This window comes from Caproiciproducens sp. LBM24188 (genome assembly GCF_054130445.1).
Genome location: NZ_CP196862.1, coordinates 2,901,395 through 2,922,448, shown reverse-complemented (window position 1 = coordinate 2,922,448; position 21,054 = coordinate 2,901,395). Strand labels below are relative to the sequence as shown.

The window sequence follows — 21,054 nt, the reverse complement described above, 5'->3', positions numbered from 1 at the left end:
AAAGAACAGCAGAATGACAAAACGAAAACACCGCGGGATTCGTCTGTCCGACGGAGCGGTAGGCTTTATTCTGGCGGCGCCTGCATTGGCAATATTTATTGCCGTCATCCTTTATCCGTTCCTGAACTCCATCTTTATGAGCTTCACGAACAAGACGCTTATGAGCCCCAGCTTTAAAATGGTTGGCCTAAATAACTACGCGAAGGTGTTTGCTGACCCCACCTTTTTGAAAACCCTTGGCAACACGGGCATCTTTGTTTTTTTCTCCACTCTTTGTCCGTTCGTGCTCGGCTTTATCTGGGCGGTTATACTGAACAACAAATTCAGGGGTGCGGGCGTGCTGCGCGGCATTACGCTGATTAACTGGATTGTTCCCGGAGCTTCAATCAGCTTCTTATGGTCGTTCATTTTCGATTACAACCACGGTATTATGAACGAACTGCTTCGCTCACTTGGTATTATCACTCAGAATGTCAACTGGCTGGGCGAAAGCTCAACGGCAATGGTCGTTGTGATCGTTGCCAGAACCTGGCAGATGCTTCCATGGTATATGGCGTTTCTGACCGGAGGACTGCAGGGCGTTCCGTTTGACCAGATTGAGGCTGCCAGAATCGACGGAGCCAACAACCTAAAGGTTCTGCGCCATGTCGTGATTCCCGGTATGAAATCCATGATTACCATCGTCCTGGTGCTTGGCATCATCGGAAACCTGCAGCATTTCGACATTCCTCAGGTTATGACCTCCGGCGGCCCGGCGGGCGCAACCACACTGTTCTCTATCCTGGTTTACAACAAAGCTTTCGTCGGCTACAAGGTCGGCATGGCCGCGACAATCGGCACCATCTGGGCGGTTTTGCTGGCAGTTTTCAGCTTTTTCTACTCACGCAGCACATCGAAGAATTAAGGAGGACATCATGTTTCAAAAAACACGAGGTTATAAATTTGTCATTGCGTTCTCTAGCATAACGATTGGAATATTTGTTATCTTCCCGCTTCTTTGGATGTTTAACACCGCCTTAAAGCCCTCAACCGAAACTTTTAAGCTATCTTTGTTCTTTGCAACCCCAACGCTGAAGAATTTCCAGAGCGTTCTGTTTGATAAGGACATCCTGACAAACTTGGGGAACAGCTTGTTTGTTTCGTTTGTCAGCAGCTTTGCGGGAACACTGGTTTCCATGTTCGCGGGGTTCAGCTTTTCCAAGTTCCGCTACAAGGGCAAAAACATTTCAATGTCCATCATTATGATGGCGCAGGCCTTCCCGCAGGCGATTCTGCTGCTTACCCTTTACATCATGATGCAGCAGATGAAAATGGACGGCAGCTATTTTGCGCTGATTCTTTCCTACATAGCGTTTATCCTGCCGGTCGGCACATGGTCGCTGAAAGCCTATTTCGACCAACTGCCCGACGCGCTTATTGAATCCGCAAAAATCGACGGGGCAGGCTGGATTCGCATCACCTTCCAGATTATTTTTCCGCTTGCGATTCCGGGTGCCATTTCGACCGCGATTTACGGTTTCGTATGGAGCTGGAACGACCTGCTGTATTCCCTGACCCTTGTTACCGACGCTTCGAGAAGAACGCTTGCGCCGGGACTGGTTATGAAGTACATGGGCGAATTCACAAACAACTGGTCTCAGATGATGGCAGCATCTATTTTTGTATCAATCCCGGTTACTCTGATCTTTATATTCCTGCAGAAATATTTCATCAGCGGCCTGACTTCAGGAGCCGTAAAGGGCTGACGGCTGTTTGATTTCGAGCAAGGAATATGGATAAATGCAGTATAACACTGCGAATTTTATGGGAAAGAAAGGTAAGGTATTTTATGAAAGCAAAAAGAATTCTGGCACTCTGCATGGCATGCAGCATCGCGCTTGCGGCCAGCGGCTGCGGTTCCACCGGCACCGCGAGCAGCACCGGCAGCGCAGCTGCTGCCTCCTCCGCGCCGGCTTCCAGCAAGGCGCTTGAATCGGCTAACCTGGTTTGGGCTGGCTGGTCCGGTGAAGAAAAGAGCACAAAAGATATTATCAATGAAATGATTTCTTCCTACAATGCAAAGGGAGGCTCTCAGGTCACCTGGGTAGGCTGGCCTTGGGCAAATACGCAGCAGCAGCTGATTATCCGTAATCAGGGCTCCGAAGCACTCGATGTTGCACAGGTAGATATCGGTATGTTCGGCGCACTGTCCGAAATGGGTGTGCTCGCAGACATGAACGACCTTATGGGTAAAGATTATCTGGAGCAGAACTATAACGAAGCCGCGCTGAAGGTTGGTCAGGTTGACGGAAAACAGCTTGCCATGCCGTGGTCGATCGCATCCATTAACATGGTTTACAATCCGACCCTTTTGAAGTCTGTCGGCTACAGCGAACCGCCGAAGACAATCACACAGTTTGAAGACTGCATGAAGAAACTGAAAGAAAAAGATAAGAATATCATTCCTTATGGCCTTGCTACCAAAGATGCCACCATGGCAACCGACTTCCAGCCCTGGCTGTGGACATTTGGCGGAAGCGTGCTGAAGGACGGCCAGCCCACACTCAGCAGCGACGCAGGTCAAAAGGTAGCGGAGTGGTACAAATCCCTGCTTGACAAGGGCTATATTCAGATGAACATCACCCGCGCCGATGCACGCCAGCTGTTCGCACAAGGCAAGATCGCATTCTATGACGACGCGATTTCCGCAAAGGGTGTCGCAATCTCCAACGGAATCAGCAAAGCTGACCTGAACAATAAGATCAAGCCAATGGCCAGACCCGTACTGAAAGACGGCGATACACCGCAGTCATCCATGTGGGGCCACCTGCTTGTAGTCTTTAAAAAGTCTCAGCATCAGGAGCAGGCCGCCGACTTTATTAAGCACATTGTAAGTCAGGAACAGTCCCTGAAATATTTCAACAGCAACGGTATGCTTCCGGTTCTGAAAAGCGCACTTGCAAGCGATGCCGTAAAGGGTGACCTGTGGGCAAACACCTGGGTGCAGCTGACCCAGTCCGGCAAAACGCTTGAATTTGCAAAGATGAGCAACAGCGGCGAACTCAACAATATTCTTGTTGAAGAGCTTCAGGGAATTCTCCTTGGTGAGAAGAAAATCCCGGATGCTTTGAAGTCGGCAGACACCCGTCTGTCCGGTTCCTTATCCTAAACCTAAATAGCAGAAAGGGGTATCCTGTGCGGTTTTCCGCATGGGATATTTCCTGTTATAGGAATTTATTTCTTAAATATTTTATAGGTTCTAATCGGATATGGTAAAATAGTAACAGTCTTTTCGGCGGAGGGTAAAACAGTGAAAAAAGAAAACCAGAAACAGAAAAAACCGTTCCCATTTGCGGTAAGAGTATTTTTAATGATTACCCTTTTGCTCATTTTGCCTGTTTACTGCATGTTTGTTTACATTAACAACAGCTTTACATCCTATCTAGACCAGGAAATCAGCACAAAGACGGTTCAGAATATTGCAAAAAGCGAAGAAGAAATTTATGGTAAGCTTGAAAATCTGATTAACGTATCCAATCTTTTCATTTCAGATACGGAATTTGAAAAGGTAATGTCCGGTGATAGGAGTTACTACGAAAAATGCAAGTATTTTGATTCTAGTGTGAACCGGATGATGAGCAGTAACGTTTTTAATCTGGACGAGCTGAGGATATCCTTTTTTGATTCAAAGAAAAACCTGTACACAAACTGGGGCGTCAATTACCACGATTATTCTTTTATGCTGAATGAGGATTGGGTGAAGGAAAGCATCAACGCAAAAGGATACTTAACCTGGAATATGTTTGAAAATTCTCAGATACAGGAGGAGAAGAACAAAAATATTCGCTATATTTCCCTGACGCGGTCGTTCAGCCCGAAGTCAAACTCCCAGATTACAACGGGTTCCCTGATTATCAGTATGAAGGATCAGGTTATTATGGATCTGCTGGAAAAGTACCGGTACGGGGCCAACGATAATATTTTTATTTATTCCAGGGGTTTTGATCAGGTGTTTTCTGCAAAGCCAATCTCGACCGCGGACCCGGATATGAAGCGTGTGCTGCAGAAACTGACGGGGAAGAACGGCAGTATTACGGACACCGTTCATTCGAATAAGTACATTATCAGTTATTACACGCTTTCCAAGCCGTGGAACTATAAAAATAACGAGCTGACGGTCGTTGCAATGACCGATTATCAGAGCGTTGCGGAAAAGACGCAGGAATACATGATGCAGACCATGCTGTTCTTCATTCTCTTTATGGCAGTTATGGTGATCGTGGTATTCTTCATTTCCCGCGCGATTGTAAAGCCAATCCGTGACATTTCCAGGCGGCTTTCGGGGTATCAGGTCGGCGATACTCTTGTTTACGGCTACCGGTATAACGATGAAATCGGTCAGCTTTACGGCGCGTTTTCCAAAATGGATCAAAACATCCGGGACCTGTTCGAAAAGTTAAAAGACGAGTATGCGGTTAAGGAACGGTACCGGTTTGACTCTCTTCGTGCACAAATCAATCCTCATTTTTTATTTAATACGCTAAACAGCATACGGTGGATGGCGATAATTAAAAAGCAGGATAATATTGTTGGCAGCATCGACGCACTGACCGGCATGCTTGAGTACAGCATGAACAAAGGAAGCGAATTTGTGTCGCTCGGACAGGAACTGAAGAATATCGACAGCTATATTTCGATTCAGAATATGCGTTACGGGGAGCATTACCGTACGGAAATCGATATACCGGAGGAACTTTATCGGTGCGAGGTCATTAAATTTTCACTGCAGCCTATTGTTGAAAACTGTATTATACATGGGTTCCGGGATTTCAGCGGGCAGGCCGTCATCGAGATACACGGCAACCAGGAGGAAGACGTTCTGCACCTGTACGTGGAGGACAACGGGAAGCCGATTTCGGAGGATGCAATCCGCGAATTTCAAGAGAATAAGGGAACAAAGCATCGGGACGAAAAAAAGGTTACCGGTATCGGTATGGCAAACGTAGATGAAATTATTCGCATTACGTATGGGGAAGAGTACGGGCTGGACGTGCAGGTACGCGGCGACAGGACGGTCGTTTGTTATACTCTGCCGTATCGGCTTCACGGGGGGATTGAAGACTGCAATGAAAAAGATCATGATTGTTGACGATGAATTGCTGGTTCGCGTAGGAATCAAATCCATTGTTGAGTGGGATGAGCACGGCTATCAGATGGTCGCGGAGGCTTCTAACGGAAAGGAAGCACTGGAGCTGATAGAAAAGTACAGGCCGGATATTGTTATGACTGACCTTGTCATGGCTCCGGTTGACGGGTTCGAGCTGATTGAGGAATGCGGCAGGCGATTTCCCGAAATCAAATTCATTGTGCTGAGCAGCTACAACGATATGGACAATGTGAAAAGGGCGATGAAGCTAGGAGCGACGGATTATGTATTTAAACTAAAGGTAACAGCTGACAGCATTCTTTCCACTCTTTCTGAAGCAAGTAAGGAAATTGACAGCGCTGCAAGGCCGTTTGCAGCAGACCAGCCAGTCAGTGTGAGGAACATTCCGGCAATCAAATCAAGGCTTCTCCATACCATCATAGATAAAAGTTATATCAGCAGAAAAGAGATTGAAAAGCAGATTCAGGAGCTGGAGCTGAACGTCAACTTCTCCGAAAGCTTTGTCATGCTCTACATCAGCATTGATGATTTTGCTGTGAAGGTACTGGAGGGCGAAATTCAGGGAGAGCAGCTTCTCAAGTACTCCATGGCGAACATTGTGGAAGAGGTTCTGGCAAAGTCCTTTCTCTGCGACGTGTACGACTACGCGGAGGGAAACCTGATTGCCTTACTGCAGAAGAACCGGAGCGATGCGGACATGGCTGCCGAGGTACGCGACGTGTTTTCTAAAATACAGGAATACATGAAGCGGTATCTCGCAATATCGGTCTCCGCTGCGCTGAGCCACTCTTATTCTGATCTCACGGACATTTCCGCTGCTTACTCGGAGGCTATGGAAGGCGTTAAAAACCGGCTTTATAAAGGCTGTGGTTATCTGAACCTTCCGAGGAAAGGCAATAATACGAAAAAGGTGCTGAAAATATCCCCGGACGGTATTGACCGGGATATGGAAAAGAAAATTGACGCCAGCGGGGAGCAGCTGATTCAGTATTTCAACCGTTTCTTTGATGCAGTCAGCGCACTGGACAACGTTGAGGAAAGCGAAGTTCGGAAGTCTTATTTTGAAATGTACCACAGCCTGAGTGATAATGCACGGAATTACGGGGTCAACATCGACGCGCTGACCGACGAACAGGGGGTATCCCTTTATGATATTATCCTAAAGGGCGACACTTCCACGTTGATCCGTTCGGGTTTCCTTGCGGCGGCAAGCCGCTTTGCGGAGAGTCTTGGCCCTTCGAAAAAGCAGTCCGCAAGAAAGGACATCCTGATGGCAAAGGATTTTGTCCGAAACAATTTGTCCGAACATCTCACAGTAGCCACGGTTTCGGAATTTTTGAACATGAATGCCAGCTATTTTTCTCACTTGTTTAAAAAAGAAACAGGAAAAAGCTTTATTGACTATGTAAACGAAACGAGAATCAATAAAGCCAAGGAGCTTTTGGCCACGACAGATTACAGAGTTTACGAAATCTCCGCGATGGTGGGAATCGACAGCCCGAATTATTTCAGTATCCTGTTTAAAAAGATCACAGGGAAAAGCCCGAATGATATCCGGTCCAGGCAGTAAGGTCTGGGGAGGAGCCGGTTGAAAGGAAGATAATTTCGTGAAGTGGTCTAAAAGATTGCTGTCTCTGCTGCTAGCTGTCGCTTTGCTGGCGGCGTCAGGGTGCTCGTACAGCCTGTCCGAAAAAGGCGATAAAAGCTCCAATCCGTCCGAGATGAAGACGCTCCGTATCTGGGGCGGCGTTCCTCCGGATGCCGGGCCGTCCCGCATGGCTGATGAATTTAACAAAGAGTACAAAGATAAAGGAATATCCGTAGAGTATAATTATTTTGTGAATAATCAGGCCGGAAATCAAAGAATGGAGACCATCCTGCTTTCCGGTGACAACATTGACGCCTATTTCACTTATACAACCAGTTTGCTGGAAAAACGTTCTATGAGCAATATGGCGCTTGATCTGACGCCGTTTATCAACCGTGACCATGTTGATATGCGAGGCTATTTCGGCGGCAGTGTAAACTCCTATTACGTCAACGGCAAACCATACAGTATACCGACTAAACTCGATCAATACGGGATTACAATTAATAAGGACAAATTTGACGAGGCGGGTATTCCCATTCCAAAGGAATGGACGTATCAGGAGTTTCGTGAAATCGCAAAAAAACTTTCTAAAGGAACCGGAAAAGACAGGACTTACGGAATGTTTTTTTGTACCCAGCAGGATATCACGTATCCGATTACCTATATTCTGCCACGTTCCCTTGGCGGAGACGCTCTTTATAAGAACGGGGGAAAGTCCACCAATTTTGACAGTCCTGTTGTTTATGATATGGTAAGCCTGGTAAATGATATGATGAATGTGGATCACTCCGCACCGACTCATATTGAAAGCGTAACCCAAAAGCTGACGCAGGAATCCATGTTTTTAACAGGAAAATGCGCTATGACCATCGGGCCGTGGATCATTCGCAGTGTGAAGGATCAGAAGACCTATCCGCATACGTTTACAACCGCGTTTGTGCCTTATCCTGTGGAAAATAAAAATTCGAAAAACTATACGCAGGGCGGGTTGGGCGATTTCCTTTCAATCAGCCCGAATACACGGTATCCGAGCGAAACGTGGGAATTCCTGAAATGGTATGCGACAAAAGGTATGATCTATATGGTGGAGGGCGGGCGTATTCCCGCCTATAAAGGATTTGATACACAGACTGTAACGAACCTGCTCTTAAAGGGCGGTGAAAATCTGATTGACGCTGAAACGGCAAAAAATGTTCTGATCCTGCCGAAAAGCAATTATGCCATTCCTTCCATCAATACGAATCTGTCTGAGATTAATGAAATTCTCGCGGATGAATTCGAACAGATTTATACCGGGCAGAAGAGCGTGAAGCAGGGCCTTGCGGATGCCAAATCACGCGGCGACCAGATTTTGCGGACGGAGTAATCAGTATAAAAATTTCCAGCCCCTGTTGAAAAACAGGGGCTTCAGCCTGTCGAAAAAGTTCAGCGAAAGCTGGGCTTTTTGGTTGTAAAATGGTAAAATAGAAGCAGGTGATGAAAGATGTTGGAACGAGAAAAACTGCGCAGAGATGCAGTTGAATTTGTGAATACAGATCTATTGGTGCCACAGGATCATCTGCTGCGAAAGATTGACGGAGCAGTAGATTTTAACCATATTTATGACTTTGTAGAAGCATTGTATTGTGAGTGCAACGGCCGTCCCAGTGTGGACCCGGTTGTCCTGTTTAAGATTGTTCTGATCCAGCATCTGTACGGAATTCCCTCTTTACGCCGGACAATGCAGGAAATCAATATGAATATCGCTTACCGGTGGTTTCTAGGATATACACTGAACGAGGAATTGCCGCATTTCTCCACTGTGAGTTACAATTTTAAGCACCGGTTCACAGAGGAAACCGTGGAACAGGTATTTTCGTGGATTTTGCAGGAGGCAAACTGCGCCGGATATTTGGAGCCGGAAGCAGTATTTGTAGATGGAACACATATCAAAGCAAACGCCAACATCAATAAGAAGATCAAAAAGGCAGTCCCTCAGGCTGCAAAGCGGTATGCCTCAGAATTAATGGAAGAGGTTAACGCTGATCGGAAAGATCATGGGAAGAAGCCATTCGACAGTACGCCGAAACCGCCGAAGGAAAAAGAAATCACGGAGTCCAAAACAGACCCGGAAAGCGGGCTGTTTCAAAAGGGCGAACACAAGAAGTGCTTTGCCTACGAAGCGCATACTGCCTGCGACAAACATAATTTTATCCTTGGCGTTGAGGTGACTCCGGGAAACGTACACGACAGCGTGGCGTTTGATGCGGTCTATGACAAAGTGACGGAACGGTTTCCTGAAATTGAAACAGTGGTGGCGGACGCCGCATACAAAACGCCGCATATCTGCAAACGGGTGTTTGACGACGGGCGAGTACTTTCCACAGCATACAAGCGGCCAATGACCAAAGCGGGAAATCTGGAATGGTGGAAGTATGTATACGACGAATATTATGACTGTGTGATCTGCCCTGAATATCAGGTTCTGCATTATGCAACAACCAACCGTGAGGGATACCGGGAATACAAAAGCCGGAGTTACATCTGCGAAAAATGTCCATTCCGTCCTCGCTGCACCGAAAGTAAAAGCTGTACGAAAACCGTAACGCGGCATGTGTGGCAGGATTATGTAGAACTTGCGGAAGATATCCGACACACACCGAAATACAAAAAGCTTTACCAAAAGCGAAAAGAAACAATTGAGCGTGTCTTCGCCGACGCAAAAGTAAAATATGGGATGCGTTACACGCTCTACCGGGGCTTAACTCAAGTGACGAATTGGGTTAAGCTTAAGTTTGCTGCCATGAATCTCAAAAAGCTGGCAATGTGGAAATGGAGAGATGGTCATCCGTCCGGATATGTAATCATTTTACATCACTTATTTTCTTATCCTGCATATTATCAAAAGAACCCATCCTTCGCTTAACGCCTTGGATGGGTTCTTCGACAATCTGTGGCATCCTCAAAATGAGGATGCCAATTTTTCCGACAACAATACAGAAATAAACAGGAAAGAAATGAAATAGATGACAGAGCTACCAGATACCGCCCTGACGCACGGGGGCAAGTTCCATGCCGACGACGTTTTCTCGGCGGCGCTTTTGAAAGTAATTCGCCCGGATATTGAAATTTTACGGGAATATGAGGTTCCGGAGGACTTCACCGGAATTGTGTTTGACATCGGTCGGGGCAGGTTCGACCACCATCAGGAGGACGCCGAGGTTCGCGAAAACGGCATTCCCTACGCAGCCTTCGTACTGCTTTGGCGTGAATACGGAGAAGAACTGCTGCATCGGGAAGGCTGTACACAGGAGGAAGCGAAGTCGGAAGCGGAACGCTTCGACGAGGTTTTTATTCAGCCATTGGACAGCGATGATAATCTGGGCGGGGGAAATCAGCTGGCCGGCGCAATCGGCTCGTTCAACCCAAGCTGGGATTCTGACGAATCCGCCGATCAGTGCTTTGGCGAAGCAGTTGAATTTGCCCGGGTGATTCTCGGCAAAAAAATGGAAAGCATTATCAGTGTGCAAAGAGCTAAAAAACTTGTGGAAGCGGCTCTTGCCAATTCCAGGGACAATATTGTTATTCTGCCCAGATTCGCCCCATGGAAAATGGTACTTGTTCCGTCCGACGCGGAATTCGTGATATACCCGTCTCAGCGCGGCGGTTATAACGCGCAGGTCATTCCGATTGACTTTGACACGAAAGACGTAAAATGCAATTTTCCGGAGGAGTGGGCGGGAAAGCCGGCGGAAGACCTGCCAAAAATTTCAGGCGTTGAAACGCTGACTTTCTGCCATAAAGGGCGCTTTATTATTTCTGCGGATACGCTGGAGGACACGATAAAAGCCTGTGAAATTGCACGGGAACAGCAGAAGAACACCGAACCGAAAAAAGAAACAGAAGTAACAGGATAACATTCCCTGCCGACGTTTCGAATATCAGCAGGCTGTGTGTTTATAATAATGAACGGATACATTAGATTGTATCCAGGTTCAAGCACAGGCTTTAAGGAAATTGAGCAATGTGGGAAAATGAGACTGTCTATTGCCAATAATCTGATTGGGGGATGGTTAAGTTGAACTACGTTATTACTCATGAAATAATGAACTGTTAGCTTGAGGCGGCAGGAACTCATTGAGTTTCTGCCGCTTTTCTTTGCAACACCCATTCAGCACTGCACATGATACAATATTGTAGAATTTAGCCAAAATTTGCTTTAATATTTGCGATAATATGTTTTTCTCTTGAATTATTCAATTTATTTTATTATAGTAGAAATTGATTACGGAATAAATTACCATATAACTTATCGCTTTTTGAAACGGAGATATTATTTATGCTGCTCATCGGGGTTGATATTGGGGGAACCAAATGCGCGGTTTGCCTGGGAGAAGTTTACGAGGATCGCGCAGCAATTCTACATAAATGCGAAATCAGGAAAACAAAGGAATATACACCGCAGGCAATGCTGGAAGTGCTTACTCAGGATATTTTGTCGTGCCTGAAAACCACGGATGAGGGAAGTAAGGTACTGGGAATCGGAATCAGCTGCGGAGGGCCGCTTGACAGCAGGCAGGGTCTGATTCTTTCTCCTCCGAATCTTCCGGGCTGGGATAAGATCGCCGTCACAGATTACTTTACGGAACAGACGGGGCTGCCGGCCTTTTTATGCAACGATGCCAACGCCTGTGCCCTAGCGGAGTGGAAACTGGGGGCGGGGAAGGGCTGCTCCAGTATGATTTTTATGACGTTCGGCACGGGGCTTGGCGCCGGTATGATTCTGAATAACCGCCTGTATAGCGGAGCCTGCGACATGGCCGGGGAGCTTGGTCATATCCGTTTGTCTGATTTCGGGCCGACCGGCTATGGCAAGATGGGTTCGTTCGAAGGCTTTTGCAGCGGCGGAGGAATTGCGCAGCTTGCGCGCTCAATGGTCAGCGAAGAACTGCAAATGGGGCATACGGTTGCATTTTGCAAAACTACAGAGGAACTGGAGAATTTGACTGCGGCACAGGTCGGCATTGCGGCAAAAAACGGCGATGAGCTGGCGTGCAGAATTCTGCGGATTGTCGGGTATCAGCTTGGAAAGGGCCTGTCCGTTTTAATGGATCTTTTAAATCCGGAGCGCATTGTAATCGGAAGTATTTTCGTGCGGAACTATAATGAAATCTGGCCTTACGCGGAGCAGGTGATCGAGAGGGAGACCCTTCCGGCGGTTCAGAAATCCTGCAAAATACTGCCGAGCGAATTGACGGAATCGGTCGGGGACTTTGCCGGCCTGATGGTAGCCGGGTATAACATTGGATTGGAGCATCAAAATGAAAGAGAGAACACTTCAGCACTGGAATGACTTTTTTAAACTGCATCAGGATATGCGGCCGATGGAACAGAACGTTCATACAGTATGCGAAACCCTTTTGCGCGTGTATCAAAGCGGCGGAAAGGTGCTAATTTGCGGAAACGGCGGCAGCTGCGCGGACGGCGATCATATTGTCGGGGAGCTGATGAAGGGCTTCCTTCTGAAAAGGCCTCTGCCGCAGGATGCCAGAGATAAATTTCAGCAACTGTACGGTTCGGAAGGAACGGCCCTGGCGGAAAAGCTGCAGTGCGGCCTGCCGGCCATTTCACTGAACGCGCATGCCGCTTTGATGTCCGCTTTCAGCAACGACGTCGACTCCGAACTTGTCTATGCCCAGCAGGTAATGGGCTACGCAAAGCAGGGCGACGCGGTAATCGGCATCAGTACTTCCGGAAACGCGGGAAATGTTGCGGCCGCGCTGATGGCTGCGAAAGCGGCGGGGGCACTGTCCATCGCCCTGACCGGCCGTGACGGTGGAAAAATCGGTAAGCTTGCGGATTACTGCTTGATTGCTCCTCACAATGAGACCTACCGCATTCAGGAATATCATCTGGCTCTGTATCACCTGATTTGCGCAGTAATAGAGTCGGAGTTGTTTTCGTGTTAATTCCGCTGCGTCAGAATACTTCAACGGCGGTAAGGAGGAAGATATGATAAAGGTTATTATTGCAGACGACGAAGAAAACGTATGTCAGTTAATTCGCGGCTTAATAGATTGGAAGTCGCTTGATATGGAGATTGTCGGTGTCGCGCATAACGGAGTAGAGGCGCTGGACATGATAAAAATTCTCTCTCCCGACCTGATGATTACGGATATCCGTATGCCGGGCTATGACGGCTTGGAGATGATTCAGCGGGCTAAGTTGATAAAAGAAGATTTGGATTTTATTATCATCAGCGGCTACAGTCATTTTGAATATGCTCAAAACGCAATTAAATACGGCGTGTCGGATTACTTATTAAAGCCAATTAAAAAAGAAGATTTTTTAATCGCTCTGAATAAAATGCGCGAGCGGTATCTGCAGCGAACGGAACAGCTCAGCAACGAGGAACGCTTAAAAAACCGTCTGAAAAGCTACGCTGTTAAAATGCGTTCAAATTTATTTACAGAGCGTCTGCTGAAAAAGGGCATGACGACCGAAGACCTGACTTTAGAATCGATAAATGAAAATTACCATTTTGCTTTTCAACCCGGGCTCTTCCAAGTTTGCGCGGTGAAAATCGATTGCGGGTTTGAAGATCAGTATAACAATACCATCCCGATTTTAGAGGATAAAATCAACGGTATTATTAACCGGCTGATCAAAGAGCAGTGCTTTGACATGGAGCTTTATTGCGACGACAGTACGACATACTGCATCTTCAACTACGATGCAAACCATAAGAAATCCATACGGAAACAGGTCAAAACGGTTTTTGACGAATTCATGGTGCAGAAAGCTGCGTTTGAACAGCACGAATTTACGATAGGAGCCGGAATGACGGTGGAAGACGTCAGCCTTTTGAAGGAATCGTTCCGTTCCGCAAGGTATGCGGTTAACCAGAGGCTTCTGCTTGGAACGGGTAGGTTCATCGAAGAGTATGCCGTGCAGCTTCATCCGCAGCAGGAGGGAGCCATGCTCGCCGAGATGAACCGAACGATGGGGGCTGCCCTTGAGGTACTTGACAGGGATGCCGTACTGAGCCGCATTGACAGCCTAAAACAGCAGATCATCGCGGAGAATGTACTGAGCGGTCAGGAAATCATCTCGGTCGCGCATCATGTGTGCGAAATGTACCTGACCCACCTTCGCAATAATCAAATTCAGGTACATTACGCGGATGAGTTTTATGAAAAGTTTTGTGTCCACGCAGACCGCTGCGGTTCTATTCACCAGCTTTTTCAATATTTATCCCTCATGGTTGGCGAGTCCCTTGAAGTGATCATTGAAGATAAAAAGCAGGAAGACACCAAGCCAATCCGGCTTGCCAAGCAGTACATACAGCAGAATTACAGCAAGCCGATCAGTCTGGAGGAAGTCAGCGGCATCGTCGGGTTTAACCCGACCTACTTCAGTACGCTTTTCAAGAAGGAGAGCGGGAGCAATTTCGTCGATTATCTTTCGGAGGTTCGAATGAACAGCGCCAAAGAACTGCTCCGTGAAACAAATCTGAGTGTGGCTTCCGTCTGCGAAAAGGTAGGGTATAACGACCTAAAAAACTTTACGAAGAACTTTAAAAAGATCGTCGGCCTGAAGCCCAATGAATACCGAAAGTTATACTCTTAACTGGGAGATGGTCGAATGAAAAGCAAAAAAACGGTGTATCTTTCTGACCGTGTCACTCGGCTGTTCTTTTTCCTATTTGCTGTGATCCTGATTCTGCTGATTGTTCTTACGTTTGTGGCGGTACAGGACCCACGGTATATATTTGCGGTATTGACCGGGTACGCGGTTCTCGGCGTTATCATTTATGCGTTCTACCGGTTGATCTATAAGCCGTATCACGAAAGCGCTAAGGTACTGCAGCTTTTTGTCACAGGCTACACAATCAACGGACTTTTTAACCAGAGCGTGTTTCTGAGCCCGGAAATTGAAGAGGTCACGAAAAAGTTTCAGGAGATCATGAATACGGACGAGCTTTTTAATGCAACCAAAAAGCAGGCGCAGTACCTTGCCCTGCAAAACCAGATCAATCCGCATTTTCTGTACAATACACTCGAGGGCATCCGTGGGGAAACGCTGAACGCCGGTCTGGAGAATGTGGCAAAAATGGCGGAAGCATTGGCAACATTCTTTCGCTATACCATCTCCAATGTGGAAAATCTGGTGACACTGGAAGACGAGCTTACCAACGTCAATAACTATTACATTATCCAGCGGTACCGTTTCGGAGAGCGGCTGAGCCTCAGTGTGGAATATGACGCCGAAAACGAAATGGAGATTCTTTCGTATAAGCTGCCGAAGTTAACTCTTCAGCCGATTGTGGAAAATTCGATTTACCACGGAATCGAGCGGAAAATCGGAAACGGCAATGTTCATATCAAAATCGAAACAACCGCAACAAGACTGATTATAACTATATCCGACAACGGAGTCGGTATGACGGAGGAGCGGCTCAGGGAAATTAACGACAAGCTGAACCGTATGACGCTCGAATACATCAAACCGGACAGCGAAGCTCACAGCGGAATCGCCGCCGTAAACGTCAACAACAGAATCAAGCTCCTTTTTGGGGAAGAGTATGGAATCTGTATGTACAGCACGGCAAACGTAGGCACGGATGTAGAAATTACACTACCGCTGATTAAAAAGGACGGCAAGGAAAAAAATGAAAACTGAGATTTTAAGGATGGAGCGTGTTACCACCATACAGGATGAGGTAACTCAGCTGGATAATTTTAATCTTCATATTTTTCAGCGTGAAATCATGGGCCTCGTATGCGTAAATGCTAACGGTAAGGAGTCGCTGATCGAGCTGATCCGGCAGAATCTGCCGATTCACTACGGACGCGTTTATTTTAATGAGACGCTTGTAAATAACTATCAGCACAGCCCGCTGACGATGAATAAAGTTGCCGTAATTGAGCAGAAAAGCAGGCTGATTGAAGACCTGAGTGTTGCGGACAATGTGTTTGTGCTGCGCAGAGGATTTAAAAAGTTTTTTATCAACCCGCGTGTTCTGAATGAACAGCTGCAGCGGTTCACTTCGGAAGCGGGAATTCAGATGGACGGAAATGAACTGGCGGCGAACCTAAGCCCGTACGAAAAATGTGTGGCTGAGCTGCTGCGCGCCGTGATAATCGGCGCAAAGCTGATCGTAATCAGGGATATCAGCAACTGCATCAGTGCAGCCGACCTTGCCAGATTTCATAGCCTGCTGCGTTTTTACTGCAAAAAGGGTTTTTCATTTTTATATATCTGCAATCACCATGAAGAGGCGTTCAAAATCTGTACAAGAGTATCCCTGATGCGGGACGGCAAAATTCTGAGGGTGTTTGACCAAAGCCAGTTCAGGAATGATAATCTGCTTCCCTATTATATCGGCGAATTCGCCAGTGTCCGGAAGGAAATCGTAAACCGCCGGAGTGAGGAGACAGTTCTGTCTTTTCGGGATGTCAGTACGGAAAATCTGAACCATATGACGTTTCAGATTGCAAAAGGTGAATGCACGGTGCTGTTTGATCTGGACAATACCGTACTGTCGGATATTTTAAAACTGATGAATGGGGAACTGCGGCAGGACAGCGGAACAATCCTACTGGAAGACACCGTTTATTCTCACCGTAAGGCACGCCATGCTCTGGCAAATGGAGTTGCTTTTATCGGCGAGGACCCCATTCAGTCGATGCTGTTTCAGGATATGGACTATATTGGGAACCTGTGTTTCTTGCTAGACAAAAAGCAGAACGCTGTGCACTTGAATAAAAAAATTGTGAACCATGTAATCCGCGAGTACGCAAGTGACGCCGGACAGGAGATTTTTGAAAAGGATATTATGAATCTGAAACCGCAGGCGCTTTATGATTTGATTTATTATCGGATTGAGCTCAGCCGTCCGAAGATTGTTTTTTGTATGCAGCCTTTTGCCGGAGCAGATATGTATCTGAGACGGCACCTGATTGAACTGATCAATAAACTGAAGAAAAGCGGGGTTACGGTCATCTTATTGGCGGTTAATATTGCGGATTCCCTTGTGATTGCGGACAAACTGATCTTGCTTGGAAAAGGCCGGTTCAACAGCGAATACGACAGCTCGGAATTCCACTTGTTCAGCGACCAGGGAATCATTTTGTAAGTTAAAATGTTTCTGGATAATTGGCCCTAAATAAGAACTGAAAAAATACCCCATAATTCAAAACCTGCCCCCCTTATGGAAACTTATTTTCAATGCTATACTTATGGCGTTGAAACGGTTTCCAGAGAAATAAGGACAGGTGAATTTTTTATGGGGGAATACATAGCGGAACTGCGTCATATCAGTAAGAGTTTCCCGGGCGTCAAGGCATTGGACGATGTATCGTTTAATCTGAAGGCCGGAGAAGTTTTGGCTCTGTTGGGAGAGAACGGCGCCGGAAAGTCCACCCTTGTAAAGGTACTGAGCGGCGTTTATACAAAAGACGAGGGCGAAATCAGAATTTTCGACCAGGTCATTGAGGATTTGACGCCGAAAAAGGCACAGGAACTGGGCGTTGCAATTATTCATCAGGAACTGAATATGTGCGCGCATCTTTCTGTCGCGGAAAACATCTTTCTGGCACGCGAGAAAACACATTCTGGTGTTCTTTCCAACAGGGAAATGAACAAGGAAGCGAAAGAAATACTGAAACGGCTGAACATCGATCTCGACCCGACCGCCATTGTAGGCGATCTGGCGGTTTCTAAGCAGCAGATGGTGGAAATTGCAAAAGCACTTTCCACGAACGCGAAAATCCTTATTATGGATGAACCGACGTCGGCGCTGACTTCGAACGAAATTGACGACCTGTTTACAATCATCCGTAAGCTGAAGGCGGAAGGGTGCGGCATTGTCTACATATCGCATCGGCTGGAGGAATTGCAGTACATCGTTGACCGTGTGACAATCATGCGCGACGGCAGGTTTATTACCTCTATGAATTTTGAGGACACCAATATGGCGGAGATTATCTCCAACATGGTCGGCCACGAAATTAAGGAAAAGTTCCCGCGCGTTACCTGTGAACGGGGCAAGAAAATCTTTGAAGTGAAACATTTAAATGCCGGGAAGATGGTGCATGACGTCAGCTTTAACCTGTACGAAGGTGAAATCGTGGGCATTGCGGGGCTGATGGGCGCCGGACGGACAGAAACCACAAGGGCCATTTTCGGCGTCGACCCGAAAGAGTCGGGAGAAATCATTGTGGACGGCAGAGAAATTACGATAAACAGACCGATCGATGCAATCCGCGCGGGAATCGTGCTTGTACCGGAGGATCGGAAAAAAGACGGGCTGTGTGTCAAACTCAGCGTGCAGGATAATATTGCACTTCCAAATCTGGATCTGCTCTGCAGCCGGTTTGGCGTGGTCAACCGGAAAAAAGAAACGGAAATGACGGATAAAGCAGTTAAAAGCCTATCCATCAAACTGCCCAGCGCCGAAGTGGACGCCGGAACGCTTTCGGGCGGCAATCAACAGAAAGTGGTTGTTGCAAAATGGCTGGCGCGCAATTCACGCGTCGTTATATTTGATGAACCGACAAGAGGAATTGACGTTGCGGCAAAGGTTGAAATTTACAACCTGATGAACGAACTGAAAAAAGAGGGAATCGGAGTGCTCTTCGTTTCCTCCGAAATGCCGGAGATTATGGGAATCAGCGACCGCATCATTGTTATGTGCGACGGAAAAATAACCGGCGAACTGGAAACGGCGGAGGCAACACAGGACCTTATTTTACAATACGCAACCAGCTTTGACTCGAAGTTCGAGCAGGCTATCACAGCTTAAATAATAATAAATAATCTGTTTTCGGGAGCGTTTAAAATGGAAAAAGAGAAGCGGAATGCTTGGAAAAGGTTGATGGCCATTCGGGGAATGAGCCAGGTTCTTACGGTTACGGTCGGGCTTTTTGCGCTGTGCATCGTCTTTGCGGTTTTAAGCCCGTCGTTCTACTCCACACGAAATGTCGGCAACCTGCTTCGTCAGGTAGCGCCGATTCTGATCATCGGTATCGGTCAGTCCTATGTTTTGATCACCGGCAACATTGACCTGTCAATCGGTTCCGTCGTCGGCATGAGCTGCATGATTTCCGCAACACTGATGACAAAAGGTGTAAATCCTTGGGTTGCAACCCTTATCACGATGCTGGTATGCCTTGGGGTTGGCGTTTTGAACGGAGCGCTGGTAGCACAGTGCAAGCTGCCGCCCTTTATCGCCACACTGGGTACCATGACGGTAGCCAGAGGCGTAGCTCAGATTGTCAACAACAATTACAACACCGACGCCATCGGCGATGCTGCACTGGGATACCGGAACTTATTTTACTATGGAAACACCTTCGGACTTTACAATACGATTTGGATTGCTATCGTCCTTTTCATAGGATTTGACTTCCTTCTGAGCAAGACACGCACAGGGCGCCACATCTACGCGGTAGGCAGTAACATAGAGGCTTCCAAGCTGTCTGGCATCAATACAAACAGCATAACCATCAAGGTTTATATCGTAAGTGCCTTCTGCGCAGGTGTGGTGGGCCTCATTACAAGCGCAACCGCAGGAATGGGAACCATGGACGCGGGCAACATGTACGAAATGTACGCAGTAGCTGCTTCCGTAATCGGCGGCGTTTCCACACTCGGCGGCCAGGGACTTTTAATCGGCACTGTGGTCGGTGCGGCAATCTGGGGTGTTTTGCAGAACGGCTTACAGTTTGCCGGAGCACCGGTTGCCATGCGTAATATCGTAATCGGAACCATCGTCGTTATTTCCGTATTGCTTGATGTGATCATTCGTACCGGAAAACCGAGAAAGTCAAGAAACAACAAAAAGACAGTTCAGGCACAAAAGGTAAGTTAAAGCGTCAGCTTTAATGGATAAAAAATTGGGAGGCTTATTGTAATGAAAAAGAAATTGTTGTCTATTTTACTATGTGCAGCAATGGTAGCAGCCACAATGGTCGGCTGCAGCCAGACTACCAACACCGGGGCATCCGCAACACCTCAGGCTTCCGACAAAAAAGTGAAAGTTATCCTGATCACCATGGACAGTATTGATCAGCACTGGGTGTCCGTCGACAAGGGCGCCAAAAAAGCAGCCGAAGAGCTTGGAAATGTTGAGTACAAATGGATGGCTCCTGACAAGAAGGACGATGCACAGCAGATTGAACGTGTAAACAACGCAATTGCGGACGGCGCGAATGCCATCATGATTGCGGCGAACGGCCCGGATGCAGTTTCCGCATCGCTGGAGGATGCAAAGGCAAAGGGAATTAAGATAATCTATGTTGACTCCCCGGCAAAAACAGAAGGTGTTGCGACCTTTGCAACGGATAACGAAGCCGCAGGCAAAACCGCCGGTGAAGAAATGCTGAAAGCATTACAGGCAGCCGGAAAGAAAGATGGAAAAATTGGTATTATCAACGTAAACTCCGCAACCGCATCTACCGTGGCTCGCGAAAAGGGCTTCCGTGCAGCATTTGACGGCAAGGGCTATACCCTTCTCCAAACGCAATACGGCGAAGGTGACGCTACAAAATCTCAGGATATCGCCGATAACTACATCACAGAAGGCGTTGTTGGCATCTTCGGGGTAAATGAAGGCAGCACGGTTGGCGCAGGAAACGCAATTAAGGGTTCCGGCAAAAAAGATATTGTCGGCGTTGGTTTTGATAAATCCGACGCCATTTTCTCCCTGATTAAAGACGGTTCCTTGCTCTGCACAATGGCTCAGAATCCGGAAGTCATGGGCTCCGAAGGCATGAAAGCCGCAGTCAAGGCAGTTAAGGGTGAAAAAATCGATAAGACAAACGTGGATACCGGCGTTTCCGTCCTTACAAAGGACAAAATAGGCTGATTTACCTAATAGAAAGACGCGCAAATACATAAATATAGCGGACGGGGGCACTGTACTTCACAGTGCCCCCGCTTGGATTTTTTGCGGATATGGTAAAATTAACGCAGAAGATTGTGGAATTTTCATTGCTGTATGAGGATATTGAAGTGGAAAAAATTCTTGTGGAGGTCTGCTGCGGTTCCGCGGATGATGTGATTGAATCCGAGTTATTTGAAGGCAAGTTCTTATGAGTTTACGAGAGTAACTTTAGGAGAAGATAAAATCCCGCAGACCCGCATAAATAAAGGCTTTTCAGGCACAAACGCTGATATTTCCGCGCATGAACACACCGCCCTGATTTAGCGGTTTTCAGGGCAAAGTGTAGAAAAAGTGTAGAAAAACCGTAGAAAAACAACCGGCGAAATAACCTTAAGATACTTTAGTTTCCCGGCAATTTGAAAAATCAAAACCAAGCGTATACTACCATTG

General features: G+C 47.1%; 17 protein-coding genes. All 17 read left to right on the top strand.

The features are described from left to right. The first annotated feature begins 13 nt into the window (after positions 1-13). On the top strand, positions 14-904 hold the full coding sequence (locus ACSVDI_RS13775) for a carbohydrate ABC transporter permease (RefSeq protein WP_457943685.1): 891 nt from the start codon (positions 14-16) through the stop codon (positions 902-904). A gap of 10 nt (positions 905-914) precedes the next feature. Continuing rightward, positions 915-1,745 (top strand): carbohydrate ABC transporter permease, encoded by an 831-nt coding sequence (locus ACSVDI_RS13770; protein ID WP_457943683.1) that lies wholly within the window; start codon positions 915-917, stop codon positions 1,743-1,745. An 83-nt stretch (positions 1,746-1,828) separates the two neighbouring features. Then, positions 1,829-3,148: an ABC transporter substrate-binding protein gene (locus tag ACSVDI_RS13765; RefSeq protein WP_457943681.1), complete on the top strand. Its 1,320-nt coding sequence runs from the start codon at positions 1,829-1,831 to the stop codon at positions 3,146-3,148. 141 nt (positions 3,149-3,289) lie between these two features. After that, positions 3,290-5,128, top strand: a complete 1,839-nt coding sequence (locus tag ACSVDI_RS13760; protein ID WP_457943679.1) for a sensor histidine kinase — start codon at positions 3,290-3,292, stop codon at positions 5,126-5,128. Beyond that, a complete protein-coding gene (locus ACSVDI_RS13755; protein ID WP_457943677.1) occupies positions 5,106-6,716 on the top strand; it encodes a response regulator in 1,611 nt (536 codons plus the stop codon). The genes ACSVDI_RS13760 and ACSVDI_RS13755 overlap by 23 nt, the downstream gene beginning before the upstream one ends. 37 nt (positions 6,717-6,753) lie before the next feature. After that, positions 6,754-8,103 carry an ABC transporter substrate-binding protein gene (locus tag ACSVDI_RS13750; RefSeq protein ID WP_457943675.1) on the top strand — a complete coding sequence of 450 codons (1,350 nt, stop codon included), beginning with the start codon at positions 6,754-6,756 and terminating at the stop codon, positions 8,101-8,103. 117 nt (positions 8,104-8,220) lie between these two features. Then, positions 8,221-9,642, top strand: a complete 1,422-nt coding sequence (locus ACSVDI_RS13745; RefSeq protein WP_457943673.1) for an IS1182 family transposase — start codon at positions 8,221-8,223, stop codon at positions 9,640-9,642. 100 nt (positions 9,643-9,742) lie between these two features. Further along, complete coding sequence (locus ACSVDI_RS13740; protein ID WP_457943671.1) at positions 9,743-10,633, top strand: MYG1 family protein; 891 nt, start codon at positions 9,743-9,745, stop codon at positions 10,631-10,633. A 422-nt stretch (positions 10,634-11,055) separates the two neighbouring features. Then, entirely contained in the window at positions 11,056-12,069 is a 1,014-nt protein-coding gene (locus ACSVDI_RS13735) for an ROK family protein (protein ID WP_457943669.1), read from the top strand. After that, positions 12,038-12,685: a D-sedoheptulose-7-phosphate isomerase gene (locus ACSVDI_RS13730; protein ID WP_457943668.1), complete on the top strand. Its 648-nt coding sequence runs from the start codon at positions 12,038-12,040 to the stop codon at positions 12,683-12,685. Before ACSVDI_RS13735 ends, ACSVDI_RS13730 begins: the two co-directional genes overlap by 32 nt. A 43-nt stretch (positions 12,686-12,728) precedes the next feature. Further along, positions 12,729-14,345 (top strand): response regulator transcription factor, encoded by a 1,617-nt coding sequence (locus ACSVDI_RS13725; protein WP_457943667.1) that lies wholly within the window; start codon positions 12,729-12,731, stop codon positions 14,343-14,345. Between the two features lie 15 nt (positions 14,346-14,360). Then, the gene (locus tag ACSVDI_RS13720) at positions 14,361-15,398 is read left to right on the top strand and encodes a sensor histidine kinase (protein WP_457943665.1); all 1,038 of its coding nucleotides are present in this window, start codon (positions 14,361-14,363) and stop codon (positions 15,396-15,398) included. Continuing rightward, the gene (locus tag ACSVDI_RS13715) at positions 15,388-16,854 is read left to right on the top strand and encodes an ATP-binding cassette domain-containing protein (RefSeq protein WP_457943664.1); all 1,467 of its coding nucleotides are present in this window, start codon (positions 15,388-15,390) and stop codon (positions 16,852-16,854) included. Before ACSVDI_RS13720 ends, ACSVDI_RS13715 begins: the two co-directional genes overlap by 11 nt. Positions 16,855-17,004: 150 nt before the next feature. Further along, positions 17,005-18,522 (top strand): sugar ABC transporter ATP-binding protein, encoded by a 1,518-nt coding sequence (locus tag ACSVDI_RS13710; RefSeq protein ID WP_457943662.1) that lies wholly within the window; start codon positions 17,005-17,007, stop codon positions 18,520-18,522. Positions 18,523-18,558: 36 nt separating this feature from the next. Continuing rightward, on the top strand, positions 18,559-19,590 hold the full coding sequence (locus tag ACSVDI_RS13705) for an ABC transporter permease (protein WP_457943661.1): 1,032 nt from the start codon (positions 18,559-18,561) through the stop codon (positions 19,588-19,590). 42 nt (positions 19,591-19,632) lie between these two features. Further along, on the top strand, positions 19,633-20,586 hold the full coding sequence (locus tag ACSVDI_RS13700) for a substrate-binding domain-containing protein (RefSeq protein ID WP_457943660.1): 954 nt from the start codon (positions 19,633-19,635) through the stop codon (positions 20,584-20,586). Between the two features lie 89 nt (positions 20,587-20,675). Further along, on the top strand, positions 20,676-20,816 hold the full coding sequence (locus ACSVDI_RS13695; protein ID WP_457943658.1) for a hypothetical protein: 141 nt from the start codon (positions 20,676-20,678) through the stop codon (positions 20,814-20,816). The last annotated feature ends 238 nt before the right edge of the window (positions 20,817-21,054 follow it).